Here is a 24,515-nt window from a genome sequence, read left to right on the forward strand (position 1 = left end):
GCTGAAACGGCGATGAAGGGGACGGAGCGCGTGCATCGGCAGGAATTCGGGCTGCACGGCATGGAGATACGTTATATCATCGCCATACTTCGTTTCATTGCCTGCTTCACGCCATGGCCACCTCATCGCCCATCGACGCCCGGCTGTCCCGGGCCGACGCATTCGCCGCCGAGCACGGGCTCGCGTGGACGCCGCTGCGCCGCCAGGTCTACGAACGCGTGCTGGCCGCGCAGCGCCCGATCGGCGCGTACGACCTGCTCGCCGAGCTCGAGCCGCAGCGCGGCCGCGTGCCGCCCACGACCGTCTATCGCGCACTGGATTTCCTCGTCGAGCACGGCTTCATCCACCGGATCGAATCGAAGAACGCATTCTTCGCGTGCTGCGAGATCGGCGTGCCGCACGAAGGCCAGTTCCTGATCTGCGATTCGTGCGGCGAGACCGTCGAGATTCCGGGCAGCGACCTCGCGAAACAGCTGTCCGCGAGCGAGCCTGCACACGGGTTCGAAGTCCACCACCAGGTCGTCGAGCTGAACGGCCTGTGCGGGCACTGCAAGGGCAAGCCCGCGCAACGCTGACACCGCACACGCCGCCCCTTCCAACGAGGAGTTTCATGTCCATTGCCCTGAAGCGCGCGCCGCGGCGCGCCCTGCCGCTTGCCCGTCTGCTGGCCGCCGCCACCGCCGCCGCGCTGTCGATCGCGGCACCCGCCTTCGCGCAGGCCGCGACCGTCAACGTGGTCGCCGCCGAGAATTTCTACGGCGACGTCGCGTCGCAGATCGGCGGCCGCCATGTCGCGGTGACCAGCATCCTCAGCAGTCCCGACCAGGATCCGCACCTGTTCGAAGCGAGCCCGAAGACCGCGCGCGCGCTGCAGCACGCGCAGGTCGTGATCTACAACGGCGCGGACTACGATCCGTGGATGGGCAAGCTGCTCGGCGCGTCGAAGCAGGCGAAGCGCGCGACGATCGTCGTCGCCGATCTCGTCGGCAAGAAGGCCGGCGACAACCCGCACCTGTGGTACGACCCGGCGACCATGCCGGCCGCCGCACGCGCGATCGCGGCCGAGCTCGGCCGTGCCGACCCGGCGAACAAGGCCGACTACGACGCCAACCTGCAGAAGTTCGTCGCGTCGCTGAAGCCGATCGACGACAAGGTCGGCGCGCTGCGCGCGCAGTACAAGGGCGTGCCGGTGACGGCCACCGAGCCGGTATTCGGCTACATGTCGGATGCGATCGGCCTCGACATGCGCAACCAGCGCTTCCAGCTCGCGACGATGAACGACACCGAAGCCAGCGCGCAGGACGTCGCCGCGTTCGAGAACGACCTGCGCAAGAAGCAGGTGCGCGTGCTGATCTACAACAGCCAGGCCGAAGCGCCGATGACCAAGCGCCTGCTGAAGGTCGCGCGCGACGGCGGCGTGCCGAGCGTGAGCGTCACCGAGACGCAGCCGGCCGGCAAGACCTTCCAGCAATGGATGGCCGGCCAGCTCGACGCGCTCGCGGCCGCGCTTTCCGCCAGCAAGAAATAATTCACGCAACGAAATGACCGCCACTCCCCACGCACTCGCACTCGATCGCGTCACGCTCGAACTGGGCGGCCGCACGATCCTGCGCGACGTGAGCTTCTCGATCGAACCCGGCGAATTCGTCGGCGTGCTCGGGCCGAACGGCGCGGGCAAGACGACGCTGATGCGCGCGGTGCTCGGCCTCGTCCCCGTCACGGGCGGCACGCTGTCGGTCGGCGGCGTCCCGGTCGCGCGCGGCAACGCGTCGATCGGCTACATGCCGCAGATCAGGAGCGGCCTCGCGAATCGCCGGATGCGCGGCTACGACTTCGTCGCGATGGCCGCCGACGGCCACCGCTGGGGGCTGCCGCACACGAACGCCGCGACGCGGCGCGACGTCGACCGCGTGCTCGACCTCGTCGGCGGCCCGACGCTCGCGCGCCGGCCGTTGTCGGAACTGTCGGGCGGCGAGCGGCAGCGCCTGCTGCTCGCGCAGTGCCTGCTCGGCAGCCCGAAGCTGCTGCTGCTCGACGAGCCGCTGATCAGCCTCGACCCGAACCACCAGCGCGGCGTCGTCGAACTCGTGCGCAACGTGCAGCGCGAGCTCGGCATCACCGTGCTGTTTTCCGCGCACGAACTGAATCCGCTGCTGAACGCGCTCGACCGCGTGCTGTATCTCGGCAACGGCGTCGCGGCGCTCGGCACCGTCGACGAGGTGATCACGAAACCCGTGCTGTCGCGGCTCTACGGCTCGCCGATCGACGTGATGCGCGTGAACGGCAAGATCTTCGTGATGTCGGGCGACGTCGAGATCGAAAAGCACGATCACGAACACGAGGACGACGACGGCCACTCGCACGGCGGCGGCCACGATCACGGCCATCACCACCACGGACACGCTCATCCCGGGCATTCGCACGATGTTTGAATACGACTTCATGATCAACGCGTTCGCCGCGTCGGGAATCGTCGCGGTGCTCGCGGGCATCGTCGGCTACTTCCTGGTGCTGCGCGGACAAACCTTCGCCGGCCATGCGCTGTCGCACGTCGGCTTCACCGGCGCGACCGGCGCGGTGCTGCTCGGCATCTCGCCGATCTGGGGGATGGTCGGCTTCACGCTCGCGGCCGGGATCGGGATGGGCGCGCTCGGCGAACGGCTCGCGGGCCGCGACGTCGCCATCGGCGTGATCCTGTCGGGCGCGCTCGGCTTCGGGCTGCTGTTCCTGCACTTCTACACGTCGTTCGCGACGCAGGTCACCGCGCTGCTGTTCGGCAACGTGCTCGCGGTCAGCCACGACACGCTCGCGGTGCTGGCCGGCATCGGCGCGGTGAGCCTCGTCGCGCTCGCGCTGATCGCTCGGCCGCTGCTGTTCGCGTCGCTGCAGCCCGAGCTGGCGGAAGCCAAGGGCGTATCGCTGCGCACGGTGTCGATGCTGTTCCTCGCGGTGTGCGCGCTGGCAGTGGCCGCGGCGACGCAGATCGTCGGCGTGCTGCTGGTGTTCACGCTGCTGGTCGGTCCGGCCGCGGCCGCGCAGAACCTGTCGACGCGGCTGTCGACCGGCGTGCTGCTCGCCGCGCTGTTCGCGCTGTTCGAAGCGTGGGCCGGGATCGCGCTCGCGTATCACACCGACTGGCCGACGAGCTTCTGGATCACCGCGCTGTCCGCGCTCGTGTACGGCGCGAGCCTGTTGCGACGCCACTGATCGTCGAGCGGCGAAAATGAAAACGCCGGCGTGCCCGACAGGCCGCCGGCGTTTTTGCATGCGCGCGCGACGTGCGGCGCGCGCCGCGGGTCACGCGTGTCGCGCCCCGTTCACCGTGCCAGCACCCGCGCGTGATGCGCGATGTGATCGGCGATGAACGTCGAGATGAAGTAGTACCCGTGGTCGTAGCCCGCATGGCGGCGCAGCGTCAGCGGCTGGCCGGCCTTCGCGCACGCGGCTTCGAATACGTCGGGGTTCAGCTGGTTCGCGAGGAACGAGTCGGCGAGGCCCTGGTCGACGAGGATGCCGTCCGCGAACTTCGGCGCATCCGCGCGCGCGACGAGTTCGCTCGCGTCGTGCTGCGCCCATGCTTCGCGGTCGTCACCGAGATAGCCCGAGAATGCCTTCTCGCCCCACGGGCAGCGCGTCGGCGCGGCGATCGGCGCGAACGCCGACACCGACCGGTACAGGCCGGGGTGACGCAGCGCGAGCGTCAGCGCGCCGTGCCCGCCCATCGAGTGGCCGAAGATCCCGAGCCGCGCGCCGTCGATCGGCAGCTCGGCCGCGACGCATTCCCGCAGCTCGCCCGTCACGTACGACTCCATCCGGTAATGCGTGGACCACGGCGCTTGCGTCGCGTCGACATAGAAACCCGCGCCGACGCCGAAATCCCATGCGTCGGTCTCGCCCGGCACACCCGCGCCGCGCGGGCTCGTATCGGGCATCACGAGGGCGAGGCCGTGCTGCGCCGCGTACTGCTGCGCGCCGCCCTTGATCGCGAACGTCTCCTCGGTGCACGTGAGCCCCGCGAGATAGAACAGCGCCGGCACGCGGCCGTGCGCCGCCTGCGGCGGCAGGTACACCGAGAACTTCATCGGCAGGCCGATCGCCTGCGAATCATGGCGATAGAAGCGTTGCTCGCCACCGTGGCAAGCGTGCGAAGAAACGAGTTCGAGCATGGAGTTCCCTTCCGTTCAATACAGCACGATCGGGCGAATCGATTCGCCCGTCTTCATCGGGTCGACGCCGTCGTCGAACGTCGCGCGCGGCAGCGCGTGCGTGGTCGGGTCGAGCCCTGCCGCGCGACACGGGGAAACCGTATCGCGCCCGGCATGATCCCCGATCCCGCCGCCCATCGCGCGCGGGAAACGGTCGCCGGCTTGCCGCGAGACGTCACCGCTGTCGCGACAGGACAATCCAGGACAAGTGCCCGAGTTTAAACGCCGCGCGTGAACCACGCATCCGTTCGCGCATACAGATCGATGAAACGCGCATGGCGGGCGGCCAGCGCGCGCTCGTCGCGCGGTGCGGCGACCGGCGACGCAGCCGGCGCCAGCGTGCGCAGCGCGTCGTCGCGCCAGTGCCCGATCGCGACGCCCGCGAGCAGCGCGGCACCGCGCGTCGCGGCGTTCGGGCAATCGACCGCGTCCAGCGACGCGCCGAGTGCATCCGCGAGCAACTGGCGCCAGCGCGGATCGACCGAGCCGCCGCCGGCGAGGCGCAGCGTCGTCACCGGATCGGCCCCGTTCGCATCGCGGATTGCATCGCGGATCGCATCGAGCCCCGCGCGCAACGCGAACGCGACGCCTTCGAATGCGGCGCGCATCATCGCGCCGCGCGTGTCGCCGAGCCCGAGACCGAGCCAGCCGCCGCGCGCATCGGGATTCATCCACGGCGAACGCTCGCCCGTCAGGTACGGCAGAAAGCAAAGCCGCTCCGACGCCGGCTGCGCGAACGCGTCGTCGTACGCATCCGCCCAGCCCGGATAGCCGAGCCAGCCGCGCACGGCTTCGAGCGCGAGCCCGACGTTCTGCATCGCGGCCATCGTGTAATAGCCGCCGCCGGCCGCCGTGCGATAGCGATGCAGCCCGCGCCGGGCGGGCGGCAACACATCCGCGAGCACGACGATCTGGCCGCCGCTGCCGGTGGTCAGCAGCGCGTCGCCGGCCGCGACGAGCCCGCTGCCGAGCGCCGCGCACGCGGTATCGGCCGCCCCGGTCGCCAGCGGCACGCCGGCCGGCAGCCCGAGTGCCGCCGCGGCCTTCGCCGCGAGCACGCCGCAGCGCGCGCCCGACGCCCGCACCGGCGCGAACCGGTCGACCGGCAGGCCCAACGACTCGATCAGTGCCGTATCCCATGCGCCGTCCGGCGTCGCGAGCGCCGTCGCGCACGCGTCGCTCGGATCGGCCGCGACCTCGCCGCCCAGCGCGACGCGCAGCCAGTCCTTCGGCTGCACGGCCCGGCGGGCGGCCCGCAACGCGTGCGGTTCGTGTGCGGCCAGCCAGCGCAACAGCGGGCCCGCCATGCCGGGCGCGACGGGATTCGGCGCGACGGGCAAACCGGCGCCCGGCCAATCGGCCGCGTCCGCTTCGCGCACCGCGCGCGTATCGGGCCACAACAGCGCGGGCCGCACCGGCTGCCCGGCCGCGTCGATCAGCACGACGCCATGCATCTGGCCGGAGAAGCCGATCGCCGCGACCTGCGCGCGCTCGCCGGCCGGCAGCCGCGCGGCGGCGCGCACGAGCGCCTGCCACCACACGTCCGGCGCGATTTCCGCCCAGCCGGGCTGCGGCGACGACAACGCATAGGGTTCGCTCGCCACCGCGCGCTCGACGCCATCGGCATCGAGCGTGACGAGTTTGACGGAGCCGGTGCCGAGGTCGATTCCGAGCAGGCGCATAACGGGATGGCGTAGTCGAGTGAACGGATATCAATGATAGCGGGATCGCGACAGGCAGCCCGATTTTCGCGGCGCTCGTGGCAGCGCTGCGACGCGAAAGCACGGCCGTGCACGACTGGTTCCGCCGGGCTGCACCTTGCCCGCCAAAACAGCCGCTCGCGGGTTAACCCGGCACGATTTTTCGCCGGTCGTTTTTGCCACTATGCCGAGGTCGCGATACACACCATAAAGCGGCCGATATTTGACACGGGGGCCCGCGCTATTTTGGACGGCTATAAAACCGGGAAACCTCACTCCAGCGGCAGTTTCCCGATGATCGACACCCTGTTTCATGCCGCAATGGCATATCGAACCAGCAAAGAACGGAATAGAACCCAGCGCTCTTGTTGCGATGTTGCATTCCGCATAACTTCGTATCACCCCGAAAACAAGATCATGGAGTGAGACAGATGCAATCGAACACGGTCCATCCGTGCGATGAGGTGCTGCCGACCGGCAAGCTTGTAACGCTTGGTCTCCAGCACGTCCTCGTCATGTACGCCGGCGCTGTCGCCGTGCCGCTTATCGTCGGCGGCGCGCTGAAGCTGCCGAAAGACCAGATCGCGTTCCTGATCAGCGCCGATCTGTTTTCGTGCGGCATCGCCACGCTGATCCAGACGCTCGGCCTGTGGATCTTCGGGATCCGCCTGCCCGTCATCATGGGCTGCACGTTCGCGGCAGTCGGCCCGATGATCGCGATCGGCACCAACCCCGGCCTCGGCATTCTCGACATCTTCGGTTCGACGATCGCGGCCGGCATCATCGGCATCGTGCTCGCGCCAATGATCGGCAAGCTGTTGCGGTTCTTCCCGCCGGTCGTGGTCGGCACCGTGATCGCGGTGATCGGACTGTCGCTGATGGAAGTCGGGATCAACTGGGCGGCCGGCGGCGTCGGCAACCCCGAATACGGCAGCCCCGTCTACCTCGGCCTGTCGCTGCTCGTGCTCACGCTGATCCTGCTGATCAACAAGTTCGGCCGCGGCTTCCTCGCGAACATCTCGGTGCTGCTCGGCATCGTCGCCGGCTTCGTGATCGCGTTCGCGATCGGCCGCGTGAATACCGACGGCGTCGCGCTCGCACCGTGGGTCGGCTTCGTGATGCCGTTCCACTTCGGCCTGCCGCACTTCGACCCGCTGTCGATCGCGACGATGGTCACGGTGATGTTCGTCACGTTCATCGAATCGACCGGCATGTTCCTCGCGGTCGGCGACATGGTCGATCGTCCGGTCAACCAGGAGCGCCTCGTGCGCGGCCTGCGCGTCGACGGCCTCGGCACGCTGATCGGCGGCATCTTCAACTCGTTCCCGCATACGTCGTTCTCGCAGAACGTCGGCCTGATCGGCGTGACGGGCGTGAAGAGCCGGTTCGTCTGCGCGACGGGCGGCGTGATCCTGGTGATGCTCGGCCTGTTCCCGAAGATGGCGCAGGTCGTCGCGTCGGTGCCGCCGTTCGTGCTCGGCGGCGCGGGCATCGTGATGTTCGGGATGGTGGCCGCGAACGGCATCAAGGTGCTGTCGAAGGTCGACTTCGTGAACAACTCGCACAACCTGTTCATCGTCGCGGTGAGCGTCGGGATGGGCCTCGTGCCGGTCGTGTCGCCGCACTTCTTCTCGAAGCTGCCGCCCGCGCTCGCACCGATCCTGCACAGCGGCATCCTGCTCGCGTCGGCGACCGCCGTGATCCTGAACATCGTGTTCAACGGCGTGAAGGGCGAGAAGGACGCGCGTTGCGACATCCGCCGCGCAGGACACGACTTCGACGGACGCCCGGCCGACGTGCATCACTGATCGGTCCGCCCCGGACGCGCCGGAGCACGGCGCGATACGGTAACGGAAAAACGCCACGGCTTGCCGTGGCGTTTTGCTTTGACGACCCGATATCCAACCGGTGTCGCATCAAGCGCGGTCGATCCGTTCAGCCAATCGACGCATCCGAACCGATGAACCGCAGTCGGCGCGAACCAGCCGAATACCGCGGCGCCCCCAACCACGCACGCGATAACCGACCGCACAAAAGGAAACGCCACGGACTTTCGTCCGTGGCGTTCTCGCATCCCGGGGCCGGACTTCAGCGAACCGGAGCGGTTGCCCGCCCCTGCCCGCCGTCGTGCTTACCCGTTCGTCGCCGCTGCCGACGCAGGCGCCGGTGCGGCCGCCTTGTCGTAGTCGACCGTCTCGTCCGGCGCGCGCGGCGTCTCGCCCGCGCGCTGGATCCAGCCGCCGCCCAGTGCGCGGTACAGCGTGACCAGGTTCGTCCAGCGTGCCAGACGCGCGCTGATCAGCGACGTCTGCGCGGAGTACAGGTCGGTCTGCGCGGTCAGCACCGACAGGTAGCTGTCGACACCGTTCTTGTAGCGCAGGTCCGACAGATCGAAGCGGCGCTGCTGCGCGTGCTCGTTGCGCTCGAGCGCGGCGATCTGCTGGTCGTAGGTGCCGCGTGCGGCCAGCCCGTCGGACACTTCGCGGAACGCCGACTGGATCGCCTTCTCGTAGTTGGCGATCTCGATGCGCTTCTGCACGTTCGCGAGGTTCAGGTTCGCGATGTTCTGCCCGCCTTCGAAGATCGGCATCGTGATCTGCGGCGCGAACGACCACGCCGCCGTGCCGGCCTTGAACAGGCCGCCGAGCGTCGGGCTGCCGGTGCCGAACGCGCCCGTCAGCGAGATGCGCGGGAAGAACGCCGCGCGTGCCGCGCCGATGTTCGCGTTCGCCGCCAAGAGCGTCTGCTCGGCCTGCATCACGTCCGGACGACGCGTCAGCAGGTCGGACGGCAGACCGGCCGGCACATCCGTCAGCAGGTTCTGCGCGTCGAGCGGCATGCCCGCCGGCAGATCGTCCGGCAGCGGCTCGCCGATCAGCAGCACCAGCGCGTTCAATGCCTGCGCACGCGCACGCGCCTGCGCCTGCTGGTTCGCGAGCGCCGTCTCGACGACCGTCTGCGCCTGACGCAGCTCGAGCTCGGAGCCCGTGCCGTTGTCGAACTGCAGCTTCGTCAGGTCGTACGATGCCTGTGCCGTCTTCAGCGTGTTTTCCGTGACCTGCAACAGGTCGTCGGTCGACAGCAGCGTCAGGTACTGATCCGCCACCTGCGACACCAGCGAGATTTCCGACGCTTGCCGCGCATACGACGTCGACAGGTACTGCGCGAGCGCCTGGTCCTTCAGGCTCTGCACGCGACCGAACAGGTCGAGCTCCCACGATGCCGACAGCCCGACGTTGTAGGCGCGCGAGATGTACGGCGCGCCGGTCGTCGACAGGCCCCGCGGTACGCGCTGGATGGTGCCCGTGCCGGTACCGTCGAGCGTCGGGAACAGGCCCGCACGCGTGATCTGGTACTGCGCGCGCGCGGCCTCGATGTTCAGCACCGACACGCGCAGGTCGCGGTTGTTCTTCAGCGCGATCTCGATCAGCCGCTGCAGGCGCGGATCGACGAAGAATTCGCGCCAGCCGATGGCGGTCGCCGCCTGGCCGTTCGCGCTGCGCGCGCCGGCAGCGCCCGGCTGCGTCGCATAGACGCCGCCGGCCGGGTACGCCTGTGCGACGGGCGCGTCGGGCCGCGTGTAATGCGGCGCCATCGTGCAGCCCGTGGCAAAGAGCGCGACCGCGATTGCAGTCAAAGCGTGTTTTTGCATCATCACTGTCCCTTCTTCTCGTCGTCGCCGTGGCCGCCCTTCTCCGCCTCGTGCATGTGATCCTGCGCAAGACGCAGCGCCTGATCGACGTCTTCCTTCTCGCCGCTGAAGATCGCGCGGATCTTCACGAAGAACATCGGGATCATGAAGATCGCGAGGAACGTCGCCGTGATCATCCCGCCGATCACGCCGGTACCGATCGCGTGCTGGCTGGCCGAACCCGCGCCGTTGCTGATCGCGAGCGGCATCACGCCGAGAATGAACGCGAGCGACGTCATCAGGATCGGACGCAGCCGCAGGCGCGCTGCTTCCAGCGCGGCCTCGATCGGCCCCATCTTCTCCGTCATCTGCAGTTCGCGCGCGAACTCGACGATCAGGATCGCGTTCTTCGCGGACAAGCCCACCGTGGTCAACAGGCCGACCTGGAAGAACACGTCGTTCTCGAGGCCGCGCATCGTCGCCGCGAGCAGTGCGCCGACCACGCCGAGCGGCACCACCATGATCACCGAGAACGGGATCGACCAGCTTTCATACAGTGCCGCGAGACACAGGAACACGACGAGGATCGAGATCGCGTACAGGATCGGCGCCTGCGAACCGGACTGGATTTCCTGGAACGACAGGCCGGTCCACGAATAGCCGATACCGACCGGCAGCTTCTTCGCGAGCCCTTCCATCGCGGTCATTGCCTGACCGGTCGACTTGCCCGGTGCGGCCTGACCCTGGATTTCCATCGCCGACACGCCGTTGTAACGCTCGAGCTTCGGCGAACCGTACGTCCAGTGACCGTTCGAGAACGCGCTGAACGGCACCATCCCGCCCGAACCGTTGCGCACGTACCAGATGTTCATGTCTTCCGGCGTCATCCGGAACGGCGCGTCCGACTGCACGTACACCTTCTTGATCCGGCCGTCGGTGTCGAGGAAGTTGTTCACGTACTTCGACGCCCACGCGATCGAGAACGTCTGGTCGATCGCATCCGCCGTCACGCCGAGCGCATTCGCCTTCTCGCGATCGATGTCGACCTTGTACTGCGGCGTATCGTTCAGCCCGTTCGGGCGCACGCCCTGCAGCGTCGGATCCTTCGAGGCCATCCCGAGCAGCTGGTTACGCGCGGCCATCAGCGCATCGTGACCGAGACCGGCGTTGTCCGTCAGCTCGAAGTCGAAGCCGGCGGCGGTGCCGAGTTCCGGAATCGACGGCGGGTTGAACGGGATCACGATCGCGTCCTTGTAGCCCGAATAGCGCCCGAACATCCGGCCGATCAGCGCCTGGACCTTCTGGTTCGCGTGCTGGCGCTGCGAGTAGTCCTTCAGGCGCACGAACACCAGACCGGAGTTCTGGCCGCGGCCCGCGAAGCTGAAGCCGTTGACCGTGAACGCCGATTCGACGATTTCCTTCTCGTCCTTCAGCAGGTAGTCGGAAATGTTCGCGAGCGTCTTCGCGGTCGTTTCCTGCGTCGAACCCGACGGCGTCTGCACGATCACGAACATCAGGCCCTGGTCTTCATCGGGCAGGAACGACTTCGGCAGGCGCACGAACAGCAGCCCGACCGCGACGATCACGACCAGATAGATGATGAGCCAGCGGCCCGAGCGCTTGATCACGTGGTGCACGCCGACGTGGTACTTGTCGCGGCTGTTGTTGAACGTGCGGTTGAACCAGCCGAAGAAGCCCTTCTTCTCTTCGTGATGCCCTTGCGGGATCGGCTTGAGGATCGTCGCGCACAGTGCCGGCGTCAGAATCAACGCGACCAGCACCGACAGCACCATCGCCGACACGATCGTCAGCGAGAACTGACGATAGATCGCGCCGACCGACCCGCCGGAGAACGCGACCGGCACGAACACCGCCGACAGCACGAGCGCCACGCCGACGAGTGCGCCGGTGATCTGGCCCATCGCCTTGCGGGTCGCCTCCTTCGGTGACAGCCCCTCTTCCGCCATCACGCGCTCGACGTTCTCCACCACCACGATCGCATCGTCCACCAGCAGGCCGATTGCGAGCACGAGGCCGAACATCGACAGCGTGTTGATCGAGAAGCCCACCAGCGACATGATCGCGAACGTGCCGAGCAGCACCACCGGCACCGCGATCGTCGGGATGATCGTCGCCCGCAGGTTCTGCAGGAACAGATACATCACGAGGAACACCAGCACGATACCTTCGAGCAGCGTCTTGACCACTTCCTCGATCGACAGCTTCACGAACGGCGTCGTGTCGTACGGATACTTCACGACGAGGCCGTGCGGGAAGAACGGTGCGAGCTCGTCGATCTTCGCGCGCACGGCCTTCGCGGTCGCGAGCGCGTTCGCGTTGGTCGCGAGCTGGATACCGAGTGCCGCGGTCGGCTGACCGTTGTACTTCGTGTCGAAGTTGTAGTTTTCGCCGCCGAGGCCGATCTGCGCGACGTCCTTCAGGCGAACCTGCGAGCCGTCCTGGTTGACCTTCAGCAGGATGTTGCCGAACTGCTCGGGCGTCTGCAGCAGCGTCGATTCGGTGATCGTCGCCTGCAGCACGGTGCCCGGCTTGGCCGGCGTGCCGCCGATCTGGCCGCCCGCGATCTGCACGTTCTGCGCGGTGATCGCGCTCGTCACGTCGACCGGCGTGAGGCCGTAGTTCGTCAGGCGGTTCGGGTCGAGCCAGATCCGCATCGCGTACTGCGAGCCGAACAGCGTGACGGTACCGACGCCGTTCAACCGGCTGATCGGATCCTTCACGTGCGACGCCACGAAGTTCGCGAGGTCGTACTTGTTCATGCTGCCGTCTTCGGAGTTGAAGGCGAGCACCAGCAGGAAGCTGCTGCTCGACTTCGTCACCGACAGACCGAGCTGCTGCACGACCTGCGGCAGAACCGGCGTCGCGAGCGACAGCTTGTTCTGCACCTGGACCTGCGCGATGTCGGCGTTGGTGCCCGGCGCGAACGTCAGCGTGATCGTTGCGTTGCCCGAGTCGTCACTCGTCGACGACATGTACAGGAAGTTGTCGAGACCGCTCATCTGCTGCTCGATCACCTGCGTCACCGTGTCTTCCACCGTCTTCGCGGAAGCGCCCGGGTAGTTCGCGGTGATCTGGATCGATGGCGGCGCGATCGTCGGATACTGCGCGATCGGTAGCGTGAAGATCGCCGCAACCCCGGCCAGCATCAGGATGATGGCGATCACCCACGCGAAGATCGGGCGATCGATAAAAAACTTTGCCATGAAACAGGCTCCCTGTTATTGCGCGCTCGACGCAGCGGCGGCGCTCGCCGGCGCTGCACCCGATGCGGCGGCACCCGAAGCGGCTGCGGCGCCCGAACCGGCGGCGGCCGGCGCGGCGGATGCGGCTGCACCCGATGCGGCATCGGCGGCCGGCAGTTGCGCCGCGACCGACTTCACGGTCGCGCCCGGACGCACCTTGTCGACGCCCTGCACGATCACGCGGTCGCCCGCCGCCAGACCACCTTCGACGATCCAGTTCTGACCCTGCATGCCGGTCGTCTTCAGCGGACGCGGCTCGACCTTGTTGCTCGCGTTCACGACCATCGCGACCGCCTGGCCCTTCTGGTCATGCGTGACGCCGATCTGCGGCACCAGGAACGCGTTCTCGTTCACGCCTTCCTCGATCCGTGCGCGCACGAACATCCCCGGCAGCAGCACGCGGCCCGCGTTCGGGAACACCGCGCGGATCGTCACCGAGCCCGTCGTCTGGTCGACCGTCACGTCAGAGAACTGCAGCTTGCCGGCCTCGGAATAGGTCTTGCCGTCTTCCAGGATCAGCGACACCTTCGCCGCGCCCGGGCCGCTCGTCTTCAGGCGGCCGCTCTGCACGTCCTGGCGCAGCTTCAGCCCGTCGAGGCTCGACTGCGTCAGGTCGACATAGACCGGATCGAGCTGCTGCACCGTCGACATCAGCGTCGCCTGGCTCGCCTGCACGTAGGCGCCCGGCGTCACTTGCGAAATGCCGACGCGGCCGGTGATCGGCGACACGACGTCCGTATAGCCGAGGTTGATCTGCGCGGTATCGACCGCGGCCTTGCCGGCGGCGACGTCCGCCGCGGCCTGGCCTTGCGTGGCCACCGCGTTGTCGTAGTCCTGCTTGCTGACCGCGTTCGCGGCCACCAGCACCTTGTAGCGCGCGACCAGCGCGTTCTGCGTGACGAGGTTCGCCTGCGCCTTCGCGAGCGTCGCCTTCGCGCTGTTCAGGGCGGCGACGTACGGCGCCGGGTCGATCTTGTAGAGGCGCTGGCCGGCCTTGACGTCGGTGCCTTCGGTGAATTCACGGCGCAGCACGATGCCGTCGACCCGTGCGCGGACCTGCGCGACGAGGAACGCGCTGGTGCGGCCCGGCAGTTCGGTGAAGACCGTGACGGATTGCGGCTGGACGGTGACGACGCCGACTTCCGGCGTTTGCGGCGGCGGTGCCGATTCTTTTTTCCCGCACGCGGCCAGGAAAACGGCGGCCGTCGCGACAGTGAGTAAGCGGTATGGAACCCGTTCGACGCGCATGGAGCGACCTCTGTGTATAACCAATGGAATGAGTGCGGCGCCCGAACGGAGCGTCACACGGATGCGCCTCGCGGCGCCGATCGAACACCTGAATTACTGGACTACTGGATACAGCAAGTCGGCACGAGACCTCCATGCCGACGAGATGCCGCGAACTGCGGACTGGTACTTTGGCGGGAATCAGCAGAGTGGGATATTAACTGATTGCCACTTGGGTCATTCGATCGTAGGGTGGTATTGTATATACATTCACGAATGTATGTAAAAAGCCCGCTCGCCCGTCGCCAATCGCCAAGTCTTACGAATTATTACCAGTCGCAAGCATAGCTGCTCCGCATGGCGGCGACGAGGGTTACAGACCCTATATTCACCTACGATCGATCCATTCAGGCCTGCACATGGTCAGACGCACCAAGGAGGAGGCGCTCGAGACGCGCAACCGCATTCTCGACGCCGCCGAACACGTGTTCTTCGAGAAGGGCGTGTCGCACACGTCGCTCGCGGACATCGCCCAGCACGCCGGCGTGACGCGCGGCGCGATCTATTGGCATTTCGCGAACAAGAGCGAGCTGTTCGACGCGATGTTCGACCGCGTGTTCCTGCCGATCGACGAACTCAAGCGGATGCCGCTCGACGCGCCCGGCGGCAATCCGCTCGAGAAGATCCGCAAGATCCTGATCTGGTGCCTGCTCGGCGTGCAGCGCGACTCGCAGTTGCGGCGCGTGTTCAGCATCCTGTTCATGAAGTGCGAGTACGTCGCGGACATGGAGCCGCTGCTGCAGCGCAACCGCGCCGGAATGAGCGAGGCGCTGCACGCGATCGATGCCGATCTCGCGGGCGCCGTGCGCCTCAAGCTGCTGCCCGAGCGGCTCGACACGTGGCGCGCGACGCTGATGCTGCACACGCTCGTCAGCGGCTTCGTGCGCGACATGCTGATGCTGCCCGACGAGATCGACGCCGAGCAGCACGCGGAACAGCTCGTCGACGGCTGCTTCGACATGATGCGCTACAGCCCGGCGATGCTGAAGACGGGCGACTGACCGGCAGCGCCTCCGACGGCGCGCCGCCGTGCGCCGTGTCATCGCGACCGTCTGGCCGATCCGGCCACGCGCGGGCGGCAGCCCGCCCGCCTCCTGCTCTCCCCCGGCTCTCCCCGATCCGCTCAGGCCGCCTTCGCGCGCTGCGCGCGGGCCCGCCGGTTCGATGCGGCCACCGAATCGCGCGTCGGCATCGCCGCGCCGCCGAGTCCCGCGATCCATGCGTCGGTCGACATCACCGCCGCGAAATTCGACTGGAACACCACCGTGTACGCGCGGTGAATCTCTTCGGCACTCGCCGCGCCCGCTTCGTTCTCGTACGCCAACGCGCCGGTCGCGTCCGCCAGGTACTCGACGGCAAGCCCCGCGTGCGCCGCGTGATAAACCGTCGACGCATTGCAGTTGTGCGTCATGTAGCCGGCGACCGCGAGCGTGTCGATGCCGTGCGCGTCGAGCCATGCGGCGAGATCGGTACCGGCGAACGCACTGGCCTGCGCCTTCACGATCAGGTGCGCGTACGGCCGGTCGGCGACGACCGGATGCAGCGCGACGCCGTCCGTGCCCGGCGCGAAGATCGGCGCGCCCGCCGGCGCGACGTGCTGGACGACGATCACGGGCACGCCGGCCGCGTGCGCGGCGTCGATCGCGCGGCCGATGTTCGCCAGCGATGCGTCGACGGGCGGATATTCGATCGGCAGGTTGCCCGTCACGTATTCGTTCTGGACATCGATCACGATCAGGGCACGGCGGGAAGCGGAAGACGATGCGGCGTTCGACATGGCAGGCTCCGGGTTCAGTCGCGCCGCCCCGCTCCGGAACGGGGCGGTCGGCAGCGCGATGCGATGCATTGTCGGATCGCATCGGGCAGGCGGACAGTGGCCCGATAGCCATTCTTCGATAGAATCGGGCCATCACCATTCCGGAGCCCGTCATGCGCGCCGCTGCGTCGTCCGTTACCCCTGCCCCGACCGTCGTCGCCGTGATCGCGTACGACGGCATCAGCCCGTTCCACCTGTCGGTGCCGTCGGTCGTGTTCGGCAAGGAGCGCGACGCGGCCGCGATGCCCGCGTTCGAGTTCCGCGTGTGCTCGGCCGAGCGCGGCCCGCTGTCGACGACGGGCGGCTTCACGATCACCGCGCCGCACGGGCTCGACGCGCTCGACGACGCGGACATCGTCATCGTGCCGGCCTGGCGCGATCCCGACGAAGCGCCGCCGGACGTTATGGTCGATGCGGTACGCGCGGCCGCCGCGCGCGGCGCGCAGGTGGTCGGCCTGTGCCTCGGCGCGTACGTGCTCGCCGCGGCCGGGCTGCTCGACGGACGCCCGGCCACGACGCACTGGGCGTGGGCCGACGACTTCGCGCAGCGCTTTCCGCGCGTGAAGCTCGACCCCGACGTGCTGTACGTCGACGACGGCAACCTGATGACGTCGGCCGGCACGGCCGCGGGGCTCGACTGCTGCCTGCACGTCGTGCGGCGGCGCTTCGGCTCGGACGCCGCGAACCGGATCGCGCGCCGTCTCGTGATCCCGCCGCATCGCCAGGGCGGGCAGGCGCAATACGTGCCGCAGCCGGTCGCCGCGCATCCGCGCGACGCGCGGCTCGCGGGCCTGCTCGACTGGGTGCGCGCGCATCTCGACATCGCGCACAGCGTGGATTCGCTCGCCGAACGCGTGCTGATGAGCCGGCGCACGTTCACGCGCCACTTCCGCCAGGCGACGGGCACGACCGTCACCGCATGGCTGCAGGCCGAACGGCTCACGCGCGCGCAGCATCTGCTGGAAACCACCGGACAATCGATCGACGCGATCGCGCAGGCGGCCGGCTACGGCTCGAGTGTGTCGCTGCGCCAGCATTTCGCGGGCGCGCTCGGCACGTCGCCGTCGGCCTATCGGAGGGAATTTCGCGGCGCCGGGCCCGACGCGCGGCGCTAGGGGCCGCCGCGCCGCCGGCGGTCGGCCGGGCAACGCGGTGGCGCGCCCGGTCGCTCAGGCGCCGTTGATCCAGCGCGCCGCGTACAGCAGCAGCGCGACGAACACGACGATCGCCGCCCACACCCAGACGGGCAGCGGACCGGATTCGCGATGATGCACGGCGCTCGCGGCGCGGCCGCTCAGCGCGCCGCCGAGGTGCGGCGGCAGCGGACGCTTCGCGGCGGCCATCAGCGACGCGGGCCGCAGGAACACATGCTGGCGACGCTGCGGGATCGAGCGCGCGCGGTTCGGCACGAGACCGTGCTTCGCCTGCACGACCGCGCAGAATTCGCGGAAGAAATCGTCGGTCCACTCGTGCAGCGCATTCTCGATCTGCCGCGCCGGCAGCTCGGCGAGCGGCCCGCTCGCCGTCGTCCACACCACGTATTCGATGCACGTCGCAGCCGCGTCATCGTCGTCCGGCCGCAGCACGAGCTCGACCTGCCCGCGCAGCGCGCCGAGGCCGTCGGCCCGCGCCTTGAAGTTGAGCACGCGGCGCGGCTGTCCTTCCGCGTCGCCCTGCTCGCTCGCCGAATGCGCACGCACGTCGTAGCGCGCACGCAGCGGGCCGAGCGGCACCGTGATGGTCAGCGCGAACTCGCCGTGCGCGAGCTTCACGAAGGATTCGCAATGGTCGAAGCTCGCCCGCAGCAACGCGAGATCCTCGAGCGCCGCCCGCACGACAGCCGGCGCGAGCGGTACGCGTAACGTGTCGTTCAGTTCCATGATGTCTCCCCGATGAACACGCGCCGCATCAGGACGTCTCGACGAGACTGTCGACCCGTGCGACGTCGAAGGCGACATAGTGCGCAAGCGCGGACGCGGTCGCCCCCGGTTCCTCGTAACTCCATGCGGCGTTCTCGATCACGCCGTCTTCGGTCTGCAGGTCGAAATACACGGCCTGGCCCCTCAGCGGACAGGCCGTCGTGACGCTCGACTTCACGAGCCGGTGCATGTTGACGTCGCCGCGCGGCAGGTAATGGATATCCGGCAGGCCCATTTCACGCACGGTCAGCGCGCCGTGCGAATCGGCATACGTGATGCCGCGATGAATCACGCGCACACGATGGCGGTTCGGCACGATTTCGAGGCGAGGGTCGGGGGCATCGGACATCGTTTCTCCTCCGGGCGGCGGCCCCGGCGGGCAAGCCGGGGGCAGGAAACGAAAAAGCCACGGCACAGGCGCCGTGGCTCTCATTATGGGCGAAACTGGGTCCGATTGCGCGGCCCGGCCGGGCCCGCGCGCGATGCGCTACTGCGCACTCCACTGGAACGCGGCCTTCGTGCCGCCCTTCGCACCGACCGTGACCGCGCGCGATTCGTCGCTGCCCTGGTACGACGCATGGACCGTGTAGCGCCCCGGCGGCAGCTTCACGAGCATGTAGGGCCCGCGCGCGTCCGTCTTCAGCAGCTCGGTGCCCTTGCCGTCGACGATCCGCACATGGACGTCGGCCAGGTATTCGCCGCCCTTGCCGGTGAAGCGCAGCGCCAGCGGCCACGCCGCCTCGTTGCTCTCGAATGCCGTCGATTGATCCTTGCCGATGCCGCCTGACACGTAGCTGACATCGCCCTGCTGGCTCGCCGCGGGCAAGCCGTCCGATTGCGCGTACGCGCCGGGCGCGGCGGCGGCGAGGCCGGCGGCCAGCGCCGCGGCGACGGCAAATCGGGACACGTTGCGTAGATATTGCATGGCTCTCTCCTTTCGGGTCGGAACACTGCACCACGAGGCCGAACGCCGGCGGCGCCCGCCGGGGCCGGCCGGGCCGGCCCGCAACGGCCGCCGGTCAGCTCAGGTCGACCGGCACGAAGATCTGTGCGTTGTCGCGCTGGATCAGGAGAGCAAGACTGTTGCCCGCTCCCTTGACCGCATCGCGCAACTGCTCGGGACTCGTGACCGGGCGGCCGTTGACCGCAAGGATCACGTCGCCGGGCTGGATGCCCGCACTGGCTGCCGGGCCGCCGGCCTGCTGCACGATCAGCCCGTGCGACAGGCTGGCGGCGCTGCGCTCCTGCGGCGTGAGCGGACGCACCGCGACGCCGAGGCGCCCCTGCTCGACGGGGCCGCCGTCGTTCGAGGCCAGCTTCGCGTCGGTCATCGCGCCGAGCGTCACGCTGATCGACTTCTTCGACTTGTCGCGCCACACCTGCAGGTCGGCCTTGGAGCCCGGCTTCAGGTTCGCGATCTGCGCGGGCAGCGACGTGGAGTCGGCCACCGGCGAACCGTTGACCGCGAGGATCACGTCGCCCGGCTGCAGGCCGGCCTGCGCGGCCGGGCCGTTCGGGTCGACCGAGCTGACGAGCGCGCCGTCCGGCTTCTGCAGCCCGAACGAGCTCGCGAGCGTCTGGTTCAGCCCCTGCACGGCGACGCCGAGGCGGCCGCGGCTCACGTGGCCCGTCTTCACGAGCTCGTCCTTGACCTTGATCGCCTCGTTGATCGGAATCGCGAACGACAGGCCCTGGAAGCCGCCCGTCTGCGAGTAGATCATCGAGTTGATGCCGATCACCTCGCCCTGCAGGTTGAACAGCGGGCCGCCCGAGTTGCCGGGGTTCACCGGCACGTCGGTCTGGATGAACGGCGTGTAGTTCTCGTCGGGCAGCGCGCGCGATTTCGCGCTGATGATGCCGGACGTGACCGTGTTGTCGAAGCCGTACGGCGAACCGATCGCGACGACCCACTGGCCGACCTTGCTCTGGCCCGGGTCGCCGATCTTCACGGTCGGCAGGCCGCTCGCGTCGATCTTCAGCACCGCGACGTCGGACTGCTTGTCGGCGCCGACGACCTTCGCCTTGTACTCGCGCTTGTCGGTCAGCTTCACCGTGACGACGTTCGCGCCGTCGATCACGTGCGCGTTGGTGAGGATGTACCCGTCCGCGCTGACGATGAATCCCGAACCGAGGCTCGCGCTCGGCTGGTCGTCCGGCTGCGTGTCGCCGCCCATGCCCGGCACCTGGCCGTAGAAGTGCTTGAAGAACTGGTAGAACGGATCGCTCGGATCCATCGGCAGCTGCGGCTGCGGCACGCGCCGCGACACCTGCTTCACGACGTGCTTCGCGCTGATGTTCACGACCGCCGGGCCGTAGGTTTCGACCAGCCCGGAGAAATCGGGAATGCCGGTCTTTGCCGCGGCTTCGGCCGGCATCAGCGCGGCGGCCTGCGCGGGCGTGATGATCTGCGGATCGGCGCGGCGGGTGCCTGCGACATAGCCGGCGGACAGGGCGGCCGCAACGGCGACCGCGACGGCGCCGCGCGCAAGGAATCGGGTGTTCATCGTAGGACCTCCTCGTTGTTAGGACGCAGCGTAACGACCCTGACTTAAAGGAGGCTTAATCGACCTCAAACGGGGCTTAGGCCGCCACCGGCGCCCGCGCGGCGCCGGTTCGTCATACGGATTCGGACGCCTGCGGGGCCCGCGCCGGCATCTCGGCGTCGCGGAACACGACGCTCACGAGCAGGCCGCCCGCGGCCGCGTCGCCGAGCGTCACCGTCGCGCCCTGCTGCGTCGCCACGCGCTTGACGATCGCGAGCCCGAGCCCGCTGCCCGACACGTCGGCGCGCGCCCGCGCGGAGCTGTCGCGATAGAAGCGGTCGAACACGCGTTCGCGCTCGTCGGCCGGGATGCCCGGCCCGCTGTCGCCGATCTGCACGCACGTGCGGCCGGCCGCGTCGCGCGTCAGCGACACGTCGATGCGGCCGCCGTCCGGCGTGTACTTCACCGCGTTGTCGAGCAGGTTGCCGAACATCACCCGCAGCGCGCCGACGTCCGCGACGACGGTCGCCGCGCGGGTCTCCTCGAAGCCGAGATCGATGCTGTGCCGTTGCGCGAGCGGTGCATGCGCGGCCACGCATTCGACGAGCAGCGCGTGCAGGTCGACCGGCTCGCGCATCGTCGCGCCGTCCGGTTCGGCACGCGCGAGCGCGAGCAACTGCTCGGCGAGGCGCGTCGCGCGCGTGACGCCGTCCTGCAGATCGGCGACCGCCTCGCGGCGCGACGTGTCGTCCTTCGCGCGCGCGACGAGCTGCGCCTGGATCTGCACGGCCGCGAGCGGCGTGCGCAGCTCGTGCGCGGCATCGGCGACGAAGGCCTTCTGCGTGTCGAGCGCCGCCGACAGCCGCGCGAGCAGCCCGTTCAGCGCGCGCACGAGCGGCTGCACCTCGAGCGGCAGGCGCCCATCGGGCAACGGATCGAGCGCTTCGGGCCGGCGCGCCTCGACCGCGCGCGTGAGGCGGCCGAGCGGCGCGAGCCCTTGCCCGACGATCATCCAGACCGCTGCACCGAGGAACGGCAGCAGCACGATCAGCGGCCACAGCGTGCGCAGCGCGACGTTCGCCGCGAGCCGGTTGCGCACCGACAGCGGCTGCGCGAGCTGCACGACGTTGTCGCCGACGATCGCGCCGTACACGCGCCATTCGCCGCGATCGGTGCGCTCGGTCGAGAAGCCGAGTTCCGCGCGCGGCGCGATCGGCGCGCGCGGATGCGAGAAGTACATCAGCACGCCGTTGCGGTTCCAGATCTGGATCACGATGCCTTCGTCGCCGTTGGTGCGCGAACCGAACACCTGCGAGAACGGCTCGGACGGCAGCGCCGCGGCGATCTCCTGCAGCTGGTAGTCGAACAGCTCGTTCGCTTCGGCGAGCGCCTGCCGGTAGATCAGCCAGCCCGCGATGCCCACGCCCGCGACGACGATCGCGAGCAGCCAGATCAGTAGTTGATGACGAATCGACCTCACGCGTCAGCTTTCCTTGACGACCATGTAGCCGAGCCCGCGCACGTTGCGGATCAGGTCCGAACCGAGCTTCTTGCGCAGCGCGTGGATGTAGACCTCGACCGTGTTGCTGCCGATCTCCTCGCCCCAGCCGTACATCTTCTCCTCGAGCTGGCTCTTCGACAGCACCGCGCCGGGCCGCGCGAGCAGCGCCTCGAGCAGCGCGAACTCGCGCGCGGACAGCGCGACCGGCGCGCCGTCGAGCGTCACCTGATGCGACGCGGGATCGAGCGTCAGCGCGCCGTGGCGGATCAGCGACTCGCTGCGCCCCGCCTGGCGGCGGATCAGCGCGCGCATCCGCGCACCCAGTTCGTCGAGGTCGAACGGCTTGACGAGGTAGTCGTCGGCGCCCGCGTCGAGCCCCTTCACGCGATCGGCCACCGCATCGCGCGCGGTGACGATCAGCACCGGCAGCGACAGCCCGCGCGCGCGCAGCGTGCGCAGCACGTCGATGCCGTCGCGCTTCGGCAGGCCGAGGTCGAGCAGCAGCAGGTCGTACGTCTCGCCGCCGAGCGCCGTGAGCGCGGCGTCGCCGTCCTGCACCCAGTCGACCGCGAAGCCGTCGGCGCGCAACGCCTTGCGTACGCCCTCGGCAATCATTCGATCGTCTTCAACAAGCAGAATCCGCATTGGAACTGGAACCCATCGGACGAGTAAAACATGGCGACCATTGTAGCGCCGCGAATCGCGTGCGCCCCCTGCAATGCAACAGAAAGGCGGATTGCAAGGGGCGCGTCCGCACTTCTCTCTACAATGTGCGCTCCGGCGCCGCGCGCGCCCTGCCCGAGCCCCGTGCCTTTCCCGTATTCGCCCATGCCGATTTCCGAACTTTCCGCCCGGTTCGCCCCCCGCGCCCGCCCCTTCCTGCGTGCGGCCGCCGTCGTCGCCACCTGCACGGCCCTGGCGTTCGCACCGTCCGCGCAGGCCCGCAAGAAGTCCCACAAGGAAGCGCGCAAGACCGCCGTGGTGTCGCCCGCCGCGCGTGCGGCCGGCCTGCCGGCGTCCGTGCTCGTCGCGCTGCAGCGCGCGAAGGTGCCGGCATCGGCGATGAGCGTGGTCGTCGAGCGCGTCGGCGATCCCGAGCCGCTGATTGCGTGGAACGCGAGCCGGCCGATGATGCCGGCGTCGACGATGAAGCTCGTCACGACGTTCTCGGGCCTGTCGATCCTCGGCCCCGACTTCCGCTGGCGCACCACCGCGTATGGGGACGGCCCGGTCGATCCGGACGGCACGCTGCAGGGCAACCTCTACATCAAGGGCACCGGCGATCCGAAGCTCGTACCGGAGGAACTGATCGACCTCGTCGACAAGATCCGCAAGGCGGGCGTGAAGCGCGTGGCCGGCGGCCTCGTGCTCGACAAGAGCTATTTCGCCGCGTCGACGCGCGACCTGCCGTCGTTCGACGACGACGTGAGCGCGCCGTACAACGTCGGCCCCGATCCGCTGCTGTACGCATTCAAGGCCGTGTCGTTCACGGTGACGCCGGGCGATGACGGCAAGGTCGCCGTCGACGTGCTGCCGCCGCTCGCGAACCTGTCGATCGACAACCAGCTGTTCGAAGGCACCGGGTCGTGCGGCGCGGCTGCCGCGGCCGCGCGTCCGACGCTGTCGGCCGGCGGCGGCGGGATCATGACCGCGTCGTTCGCCGGCGACTACCCGCTGCGCTGCGGCGCGCACACCACAAACCTCGCGATCCTCGATCACACGACGTTCTTCGCACGCGGTTTCCTCGCGCTGTGGCAGCAGGACGGCGGCACGATCGCGGGACCGGTCAGCGAAGGCAAGGTGCCGACCACCGCGCGGCCGCTCGCGGTCCATCACAGCCCCGTGCTCGGCAGCATCGTCTACGACATCAACAAGTTCAGCAACAACGTGATGGCGCGCAACCTGTTCCTGACGATCGGCGCGGTCGCCGGCAAGCCGCCCGCGACACCCGAGCAGTCGAGCCGCGCGATTCACGCGTTCCTGCAGAAGAGCGGCATCGCGATGCCCGACCTCGACCTCGAGAACGGCTCGGGCCTGTCGCGCGACGAGCACGTGAGCGCGCAGTCGCTCGCCGCGCTGCTGCAGGCCGCGAACGCGAGCCCGGTCGCGCAGGCATTCATCGATTCGCTGCCGATCGCCGGTATCGACGGCACGATGAAGAACCGCCTGACCAACGCCGGCGTGCTCGGCAACGCGCACATCAAGACCGGCACGCTGCGCGACGTGCGCGCGATCGCGGGCTACGTCGCGGGCGCCGACGGCCAGAGCTACATCGTCGTCAGTTTCATCAACGACGACCACGCGGAAGGCGCGCGCGCCGCGCACGACACGCTGCTCGAGTGGATCTACGCGGGCGCGCACTGACGCCCCCGCGACGCGGCGCCTGCTTGAGTCGATCGTGGAGCGGCGCCACCCACCAGGGCGCCCCGCCCCCGGGATTTCGCCCCGCGCGGTTTGAAACGGCCTCGGCCGCCGGCGCGCCGCGCACCGCCCGCCAGTTCTGCCCATAAAACGGGGCCGCACCGTGCGGCCCCGTTCCGCATGGCTTCCGTAGAATCCGTGTCATCAGGAAAACGCCCGGCCGCCGCACGTTTTCTTGCCCCCTCGGGCGGCCTGGCGCGACGCGACAGGTTTGGAGCGCTCAGAGGGAACCCTCTACGCTGCCCCCTCGCCTAGCGCGTGGCGATTGCGTAGGCTGTTGGCCTGACCG

Annotated in this window: 21 protein-coding genes; 8 read left to right on the top strand and 13 right to left on the bottom strand. The window is 68.7% G+C overall.

Translation table 11 applies throughout. The features are described 5' to 3' along the window. Positions 1-113: 113 nt before the first annotated feature. Genes U5771_RS01080 through U5771_RS01095 form a run of 4 tightly spaced genes read left to right on the top strand, consistent with a single transcriptional unit; the run spans position 114 to position 3,207 of the window. A complete protein-coding gene (locus tag U5771_RS01080) occupies positions 114-575 on the top strand; it encodes a Fur family transcriptional regulator (RefSeq protein ID WP_014896195.1) in 462 nt (153 codons plus the stop codon). Between the two features lie 35 nt (positions 576-610). After that, positions 611-1,528: a metal ABC transporter solute-binding protein, Zn/Mn family gene (locus U5771_RS01085; protein WP_322022240.1), complete on the top strand. Its 918-nt coding sequence runs from the start codon at positions 611-613 to the stop codon at positions 1,526-1,528. A gap of 13 nt (positions 1,529-1,541) precedes the next feature. Continuing rightward, the gene (locus tag U5771_RS01090; RefSeq protein WP_322022241.1) at positions 1,542-2,432 is read left to right on the top strand and encodes an ABC transporter ATP-binding protein; all 891 of its coding nucleotides are present in this window, start codon (positions 1,542-1,544) and stop codon (positions 2,430-2,432) included. After that, a complete protein-coding gene (locus U5771_RS01095) occupies positions 2,425-3,207 on the top strand; it encodes a metal ABC transporter permease (protein ID WP_322022242.1) in 783 nt (260 codons plus the stop codon). Before U5771_RS01090 ends, U5771_RS01095 begins: the two co-directional genes overlap by 8 nt. A gap of 110 nt (positions 3,208-3,317) precedes the next feature. On the opposite strand, the gene fghA is transcribed toward U5771_RS01095, so the two are convergent. Genes fghA through U5771_RS01110 form a run of 3 tightly spaced genes read right to left on the bottom strand, consistent with a single transcriptional unit; the run spans position 3,318 to position 5,887 of the window. Continuing rightward, entirely contained in the window at positions 3,318-4,166 is an 849-nt protein-coding gene (gene fghA, locus U5771_RS01100; protein ID WP_322022243.1) for an S-formylglutathione hydrolase, read from the bottom strand. A 15-nt stretch (positions 4,167-4,181) separates the two neighbouring features. Beyond that, entirely contained in the window at positions 4,182-4,403 is a 222-nt protein-coding gene (locus tag U5771_RS01105; RefSeq protein WP_322022244.1) for a hypothetical protein, read from the bottom strand. A gap of 20 nt (positions 4,404-4,423) precedes the next feature. Then, entirely contained in the window at positions 4,424-5,887 is a 1,464-nt protein-coding gene (locus U5771_RS01110; protein ID WP_322022245.1) for a xylulokinase, read from the bottom strand. A gap of 449 nt (positions 5,888-6,336) precedes the next feature. Between U5771_RS01110 and U5771_RS01115 the strand changes: the two genes are divergently transcribed. Next, positions 6,337-7,713: a nucleobase:cation symporter-2 family protein gene (locus U5771_RS01115; RefSeq protein WP_322022246.1), complete on the top strand. Its 1,377-nt coding sequence runs from the start codon at positions 6,337-6,339 to the stop codon at positions 7,711-7,713. Positions 7,714-8,036: 323 nt separating this feature from the next. On the opposite strand, the gene U5771_RS01120 is transcribed toward U5771_RS01115, so the two are convergent. From U5771_RS01120 to U5771_RS01130, 3 genes are read right to left on the bottom strand one after another with little or no spacing between them, the layout of a single operon-like run. Then, entirely contained in the window at positions 8,037-9,560 is a 1,524-nt protein-coding gene (locus U5771_RS01120) for an efflux transporter outer membrane subunit (RefSeq protein ID WP_322022247.1), read from the bottom strand. Next, positions 9,560-12,760: an efflux RND transporter permease BpeB gene (gene bpeB / locus U5771_RS01125; RefSeq protein ID WP_322022248.1), complete on the bottom strand. Its 3,201-nt coding sequence runs from the start codon at positions 12,758-12,760 to the stop codon at positions 9,560-9,562. The genes U5771_RS01120 and bpeB overlap by 1 nt, the downstream gene beginning before the upstream one ends. 15 nt (positions 12,761-12,775) lie before the next feature. Beyond that, complete coding sequence (locus tag U5771_RS01130; protein ID WP_322022249.1) at positions 12,776-14,047, bottom strand: efflux RND transporter periplasmic adaptor subunit; 1,272 nt, start codon at positions 14,045-14,047, stop codon at positions 12,776-12,778. Between the two features lie 398 nt (positions 14,048-14,445). Between U5771_RS01130 and U5771_RS01135 the strand changes: the two genes are divergently transcribed. Continuing rightward, the gene (locus tag U5771_RS01135; RefSeq protein ID WP_057929297.1) at positions 14,446-15,087 is read left to right on the top strand and encodes a TetR family transcriptional regulator; all 642 of its coding nucleotides are present in this window, start codon (positions 14,446-14,448) and stop codon (positions 15,085-15,087) included. 122 nt (positions 15,088-15,209) lie between these two features. Here U5771_RS01135 and U5771_RS01140 read toward each other — a convergent pair whose 3' ends face one another. Next, positions 15,210-15,863 (bottom strand): cysteine hydrolase family protein, encoded by a 654-nt coding sequence (locus U5771_RS01140; protein ID WP_322022250.1) that lies wholly within the window; start codon positions 15,861-15,863, stop codon positions 15,210-15,212. Between the two features lie 152 nt (positions 15,864-16,015). On the opposite strand from U5771_RS01140, the gene U5771_RS01145 reads away from it, so the two are divergent. Continuing rightward, positions 16,016-17,017, top strand: a complete 1,002-nt coding sequence (locus tag U5771_RS01145) for a helix-turn-helix domain-containing protein (RefSeq protein ID WP_322022251.1) — start codon at positions 16,016-16,018, stop codon at positions 17,015-17,017. A gap of 54 nt (positions 17,018-17,071) precedes the next feature. Here U5771_RS01145 and U5771_RS01150 read toward each other — a convergent pair whose 3' ends face one another. The 6 genes from U5771_RS01150 to U5771_RS01175 form a co-directional block, all read right to left on the bottom strand. Next, positions 17,072-17,782: a CoxG family protein gene (locus U5771_RS01150; RefSeq protein WP_322022252.1), complete on the bottom strand. Its 711-nt coding sequence runs from the start codon at positions 17,780-17,782 to the stop codon at positions 17,072-17,074. A gap of 28 nt (positions 17,783-17,810) precedes the next feature. Beyond that, positions 17,811-18,170: a DUF427 domain-containing protein gene (locus tag U5771_RS01155; RefSeq protein WP_322022253.1), complete on the bottom strand. Its 360-nt coding sequence runs from the start codon at positions 18,168-18,170 to the stop codon at positions 17,811-17,813. 138 nt (positions 18,171-18,308) lie between these two features. Then, complete coding sequence (locus tag U5771_RS01160) at positions 18,309-18,746, bottom strand: carboxypeptidase-like regulatory domain-containing protein (protein ID WP_322022254.1); 438 nt, start codon at positions 18,744-18,746, stop codon at positions 18,309-18,311. 94 nt (positions 18,747-18,840) lie between these two features. Continuing rightward, positions 18,841-20,325, bottom strand: coding sequence for a DegQ family serine endoprotease (locus U5771_RS01165; protein WP_322022255.1), 1,485 nt, complete (start codon positions 20,323-20,325; stop codon positions 18,841-18,843). A 112-nt stretch (positions 20,326-20,437) separates the two neighbouring features. After that, on the bottom strand, positions 20,438-21,784 hold the full coding sequence (locus U5771_RS01170) for an ATP-binding protein (protein ID WP_322022256.1): 1,347 nt from the start codon (positions 21,782-21,784) through the stop codon (positions 20,438-20,440). Positions 21,785-21,787: 3 nt separating this feature from the next. Continuing rightward, the gene (locus U5771_RS01175; protein WP_040141750.1) at positions 21,788-22,450 is read right to left on the bottom strand and encodes a response regulator; all 663 of its coding nucleotides are present in this window, start codon (positions 22,448-22,450) and stop codon (positions 21,788-21,790) included. A gap of 183 nt (positions 22,451-22,633) precedes the next feature. On the opposite strand from U5771_RS01175, the gene dacB reads away from it, so the two are divergent. Continuing rightward, positions 22,634-24,169, top strand: a complete 1,536-nt coding sequence (dacB, locus tag U5771_RS01180) for a D-alanyl-D-alanine carboxypeptidase/D-alanyl-D-alanine-endopeptidase (RefSeq protein WP_322022257.1) — start codon at positions 22,634-22,636, stop codon at positions 24,167-24,169. The last annotated feature ends 346 nt before the right edge of the window (positions 24,170-24,515 follow it).

The sequence above is a fragment of the Burkholderia sp. BCC1977 genome, from assembly GCF_905339595.1.
Lineage (GTDB): Bacteria > Pseudomonadota > Gammaproteobacteria > Burkholderiales > Burkholderiaceae > Burkholderia.

What these genes read in the sequence shown, in the direction of transcription:
- U5771_RS01080 (WP_014896195.1), top strand. Translation starts at nt 114, where the DNA reads ATGGCCACCTCATCGCCCATCGACGCCCGGCTGTCCCGGGCCGACGCA.
- U5771_RS01085 (WP_322022240.1), top strand. Translation starts at nt 611, where the DNA reads ATGTCCATTGCCCTGAAGCGCGCGCCGCGGCGCGCCCTGCCGCTTGCC.
- U5771_RS01090 (WP_322022241.1), top strand. Translation starts at nt 1,542, where the DNA reads ATGACCGCCACTCCCCACGCACTCGCACTCGATCGCGTCACGCTCGAA.
- U5771_RS01095 (WP_322022242.1), top strand. Translation starts at nt 2,425, where the DNA reads ATGTTTGAATACGACTTCATGATCAACGCGTTCGCCGCGTCGGGAATC.
- fghA (WP_322022243.1), bottom strand. Translation starts at nt 4,166, where the DNA reads ATGCTCGAACTCGTTTCTTCGCACGCTTGCCACGGTGGCGAGCAACGC.
- U5771_RS01110 (WP_322022245.1), bottom strand. Translation starts at nt 5,887, where the DNA reads ATGCGCCTGCTCGGAATCGACCTCGGCACCGGCTCCGTCAAACTCGTC.
- U5771_RS01115 (WP_322022246.1), top strand. Translation starts at nt 6,337, where the DNA reads ATGCAATCGAACACGGTCCATCCGTGCGATGAGGTGCTGCCGACCGGC.
- U5771_RS01120 (WP_322022247.1), bottom strand. Translation starts at nt 9,560, where the DNA reads ATGATGCAAAAACACGCTTTGACTGCAATCGCGGTCGCGCTCTTTGCC.
- bpeB (WP_322022248.1), bottom strand. Translation starts at nt 12,760, where the DNA reads ATGGCAAAGTTTTTTATCGATCGCCCGATCTTCGCGTGGGTGATCGCC.
- U5771_RS01130 (WP_322022249.1), bottom strand. Translation starts at nt 14,047, where the DNA reads ATGCGCGTCGAACGGGTTCCATACCGCTTACTCACTGTCGCGACGGCC.
- U5771_RS01135 (WP_057929297.1), top strand. Translation starts at nt 14,446, where the DNA reads ATGGTCAGACGCACCAAGGAGGAGGCGCTCGAGACGCGCAACCGCATT.
- U5771_RS01140 (WP_322022250.1), bottom strand. Translation starts at nt 15,863, where the DNA reads ATGTCGAACGCCGCATCGTCTTCCGCTTCCCGCCGTGCCCTGATCGTG.
- U5771_RS01145 (WP_322022251.1), top strand. Translation starts at nt 16,016, where the DNA reads ATGCGCGCCGCTGCGTCGTCCGTTACCCCTGCCCCGACCGTCGTCGCC.
- U5771_RS01150 (WP_322022252.1), bottom strand. Translation starts at nt 17,782, where the DNA reads ATGGAACTGAACGACACGTTACGCGTACCGCTCGCGCCGGCTGTCGTG.
- U5771_RS01155 (WP_322022253.1), bottom strand. Translation starts at nt 18,170, where the DNA reads ATGTCCGATGCCCCCGACCCTCGCCTCGAAATCGTGCCGAACCGCCAT.
- U5771_RS01160 (WP_322022254.1), bottom strand. Translation starts at nt 18,746, where the DNA reads ATGCAATATCTACGCAACGTGTCCCGATTTGCCGTCGCCGCGGCGCTG.
- U5771_RS01165 (WP_322022255.1), bottom strand. Translation starts at nt 20,325, where the DNA reads ATGAACACCCGATTCCTTGCGCGCGGCGCCGTCGCGGTCGCCGTTGCG.
- U5771_RS01175 (WP_040141750.1), bottom strand. Translation starts at nt 22,450, where the DNA reads ATGCGGATTCTGCTTGTTGAAGACGATCGAATGATTGCCGAGGGCGTA.
- dacB (WP_322022257.1), top strand. Translation starts at nt 22,634, where the DNA reads ATGCCGATTTCCGAACTTTCCGCCCGGTTCGCCCCCCGCGCCCGCCCC.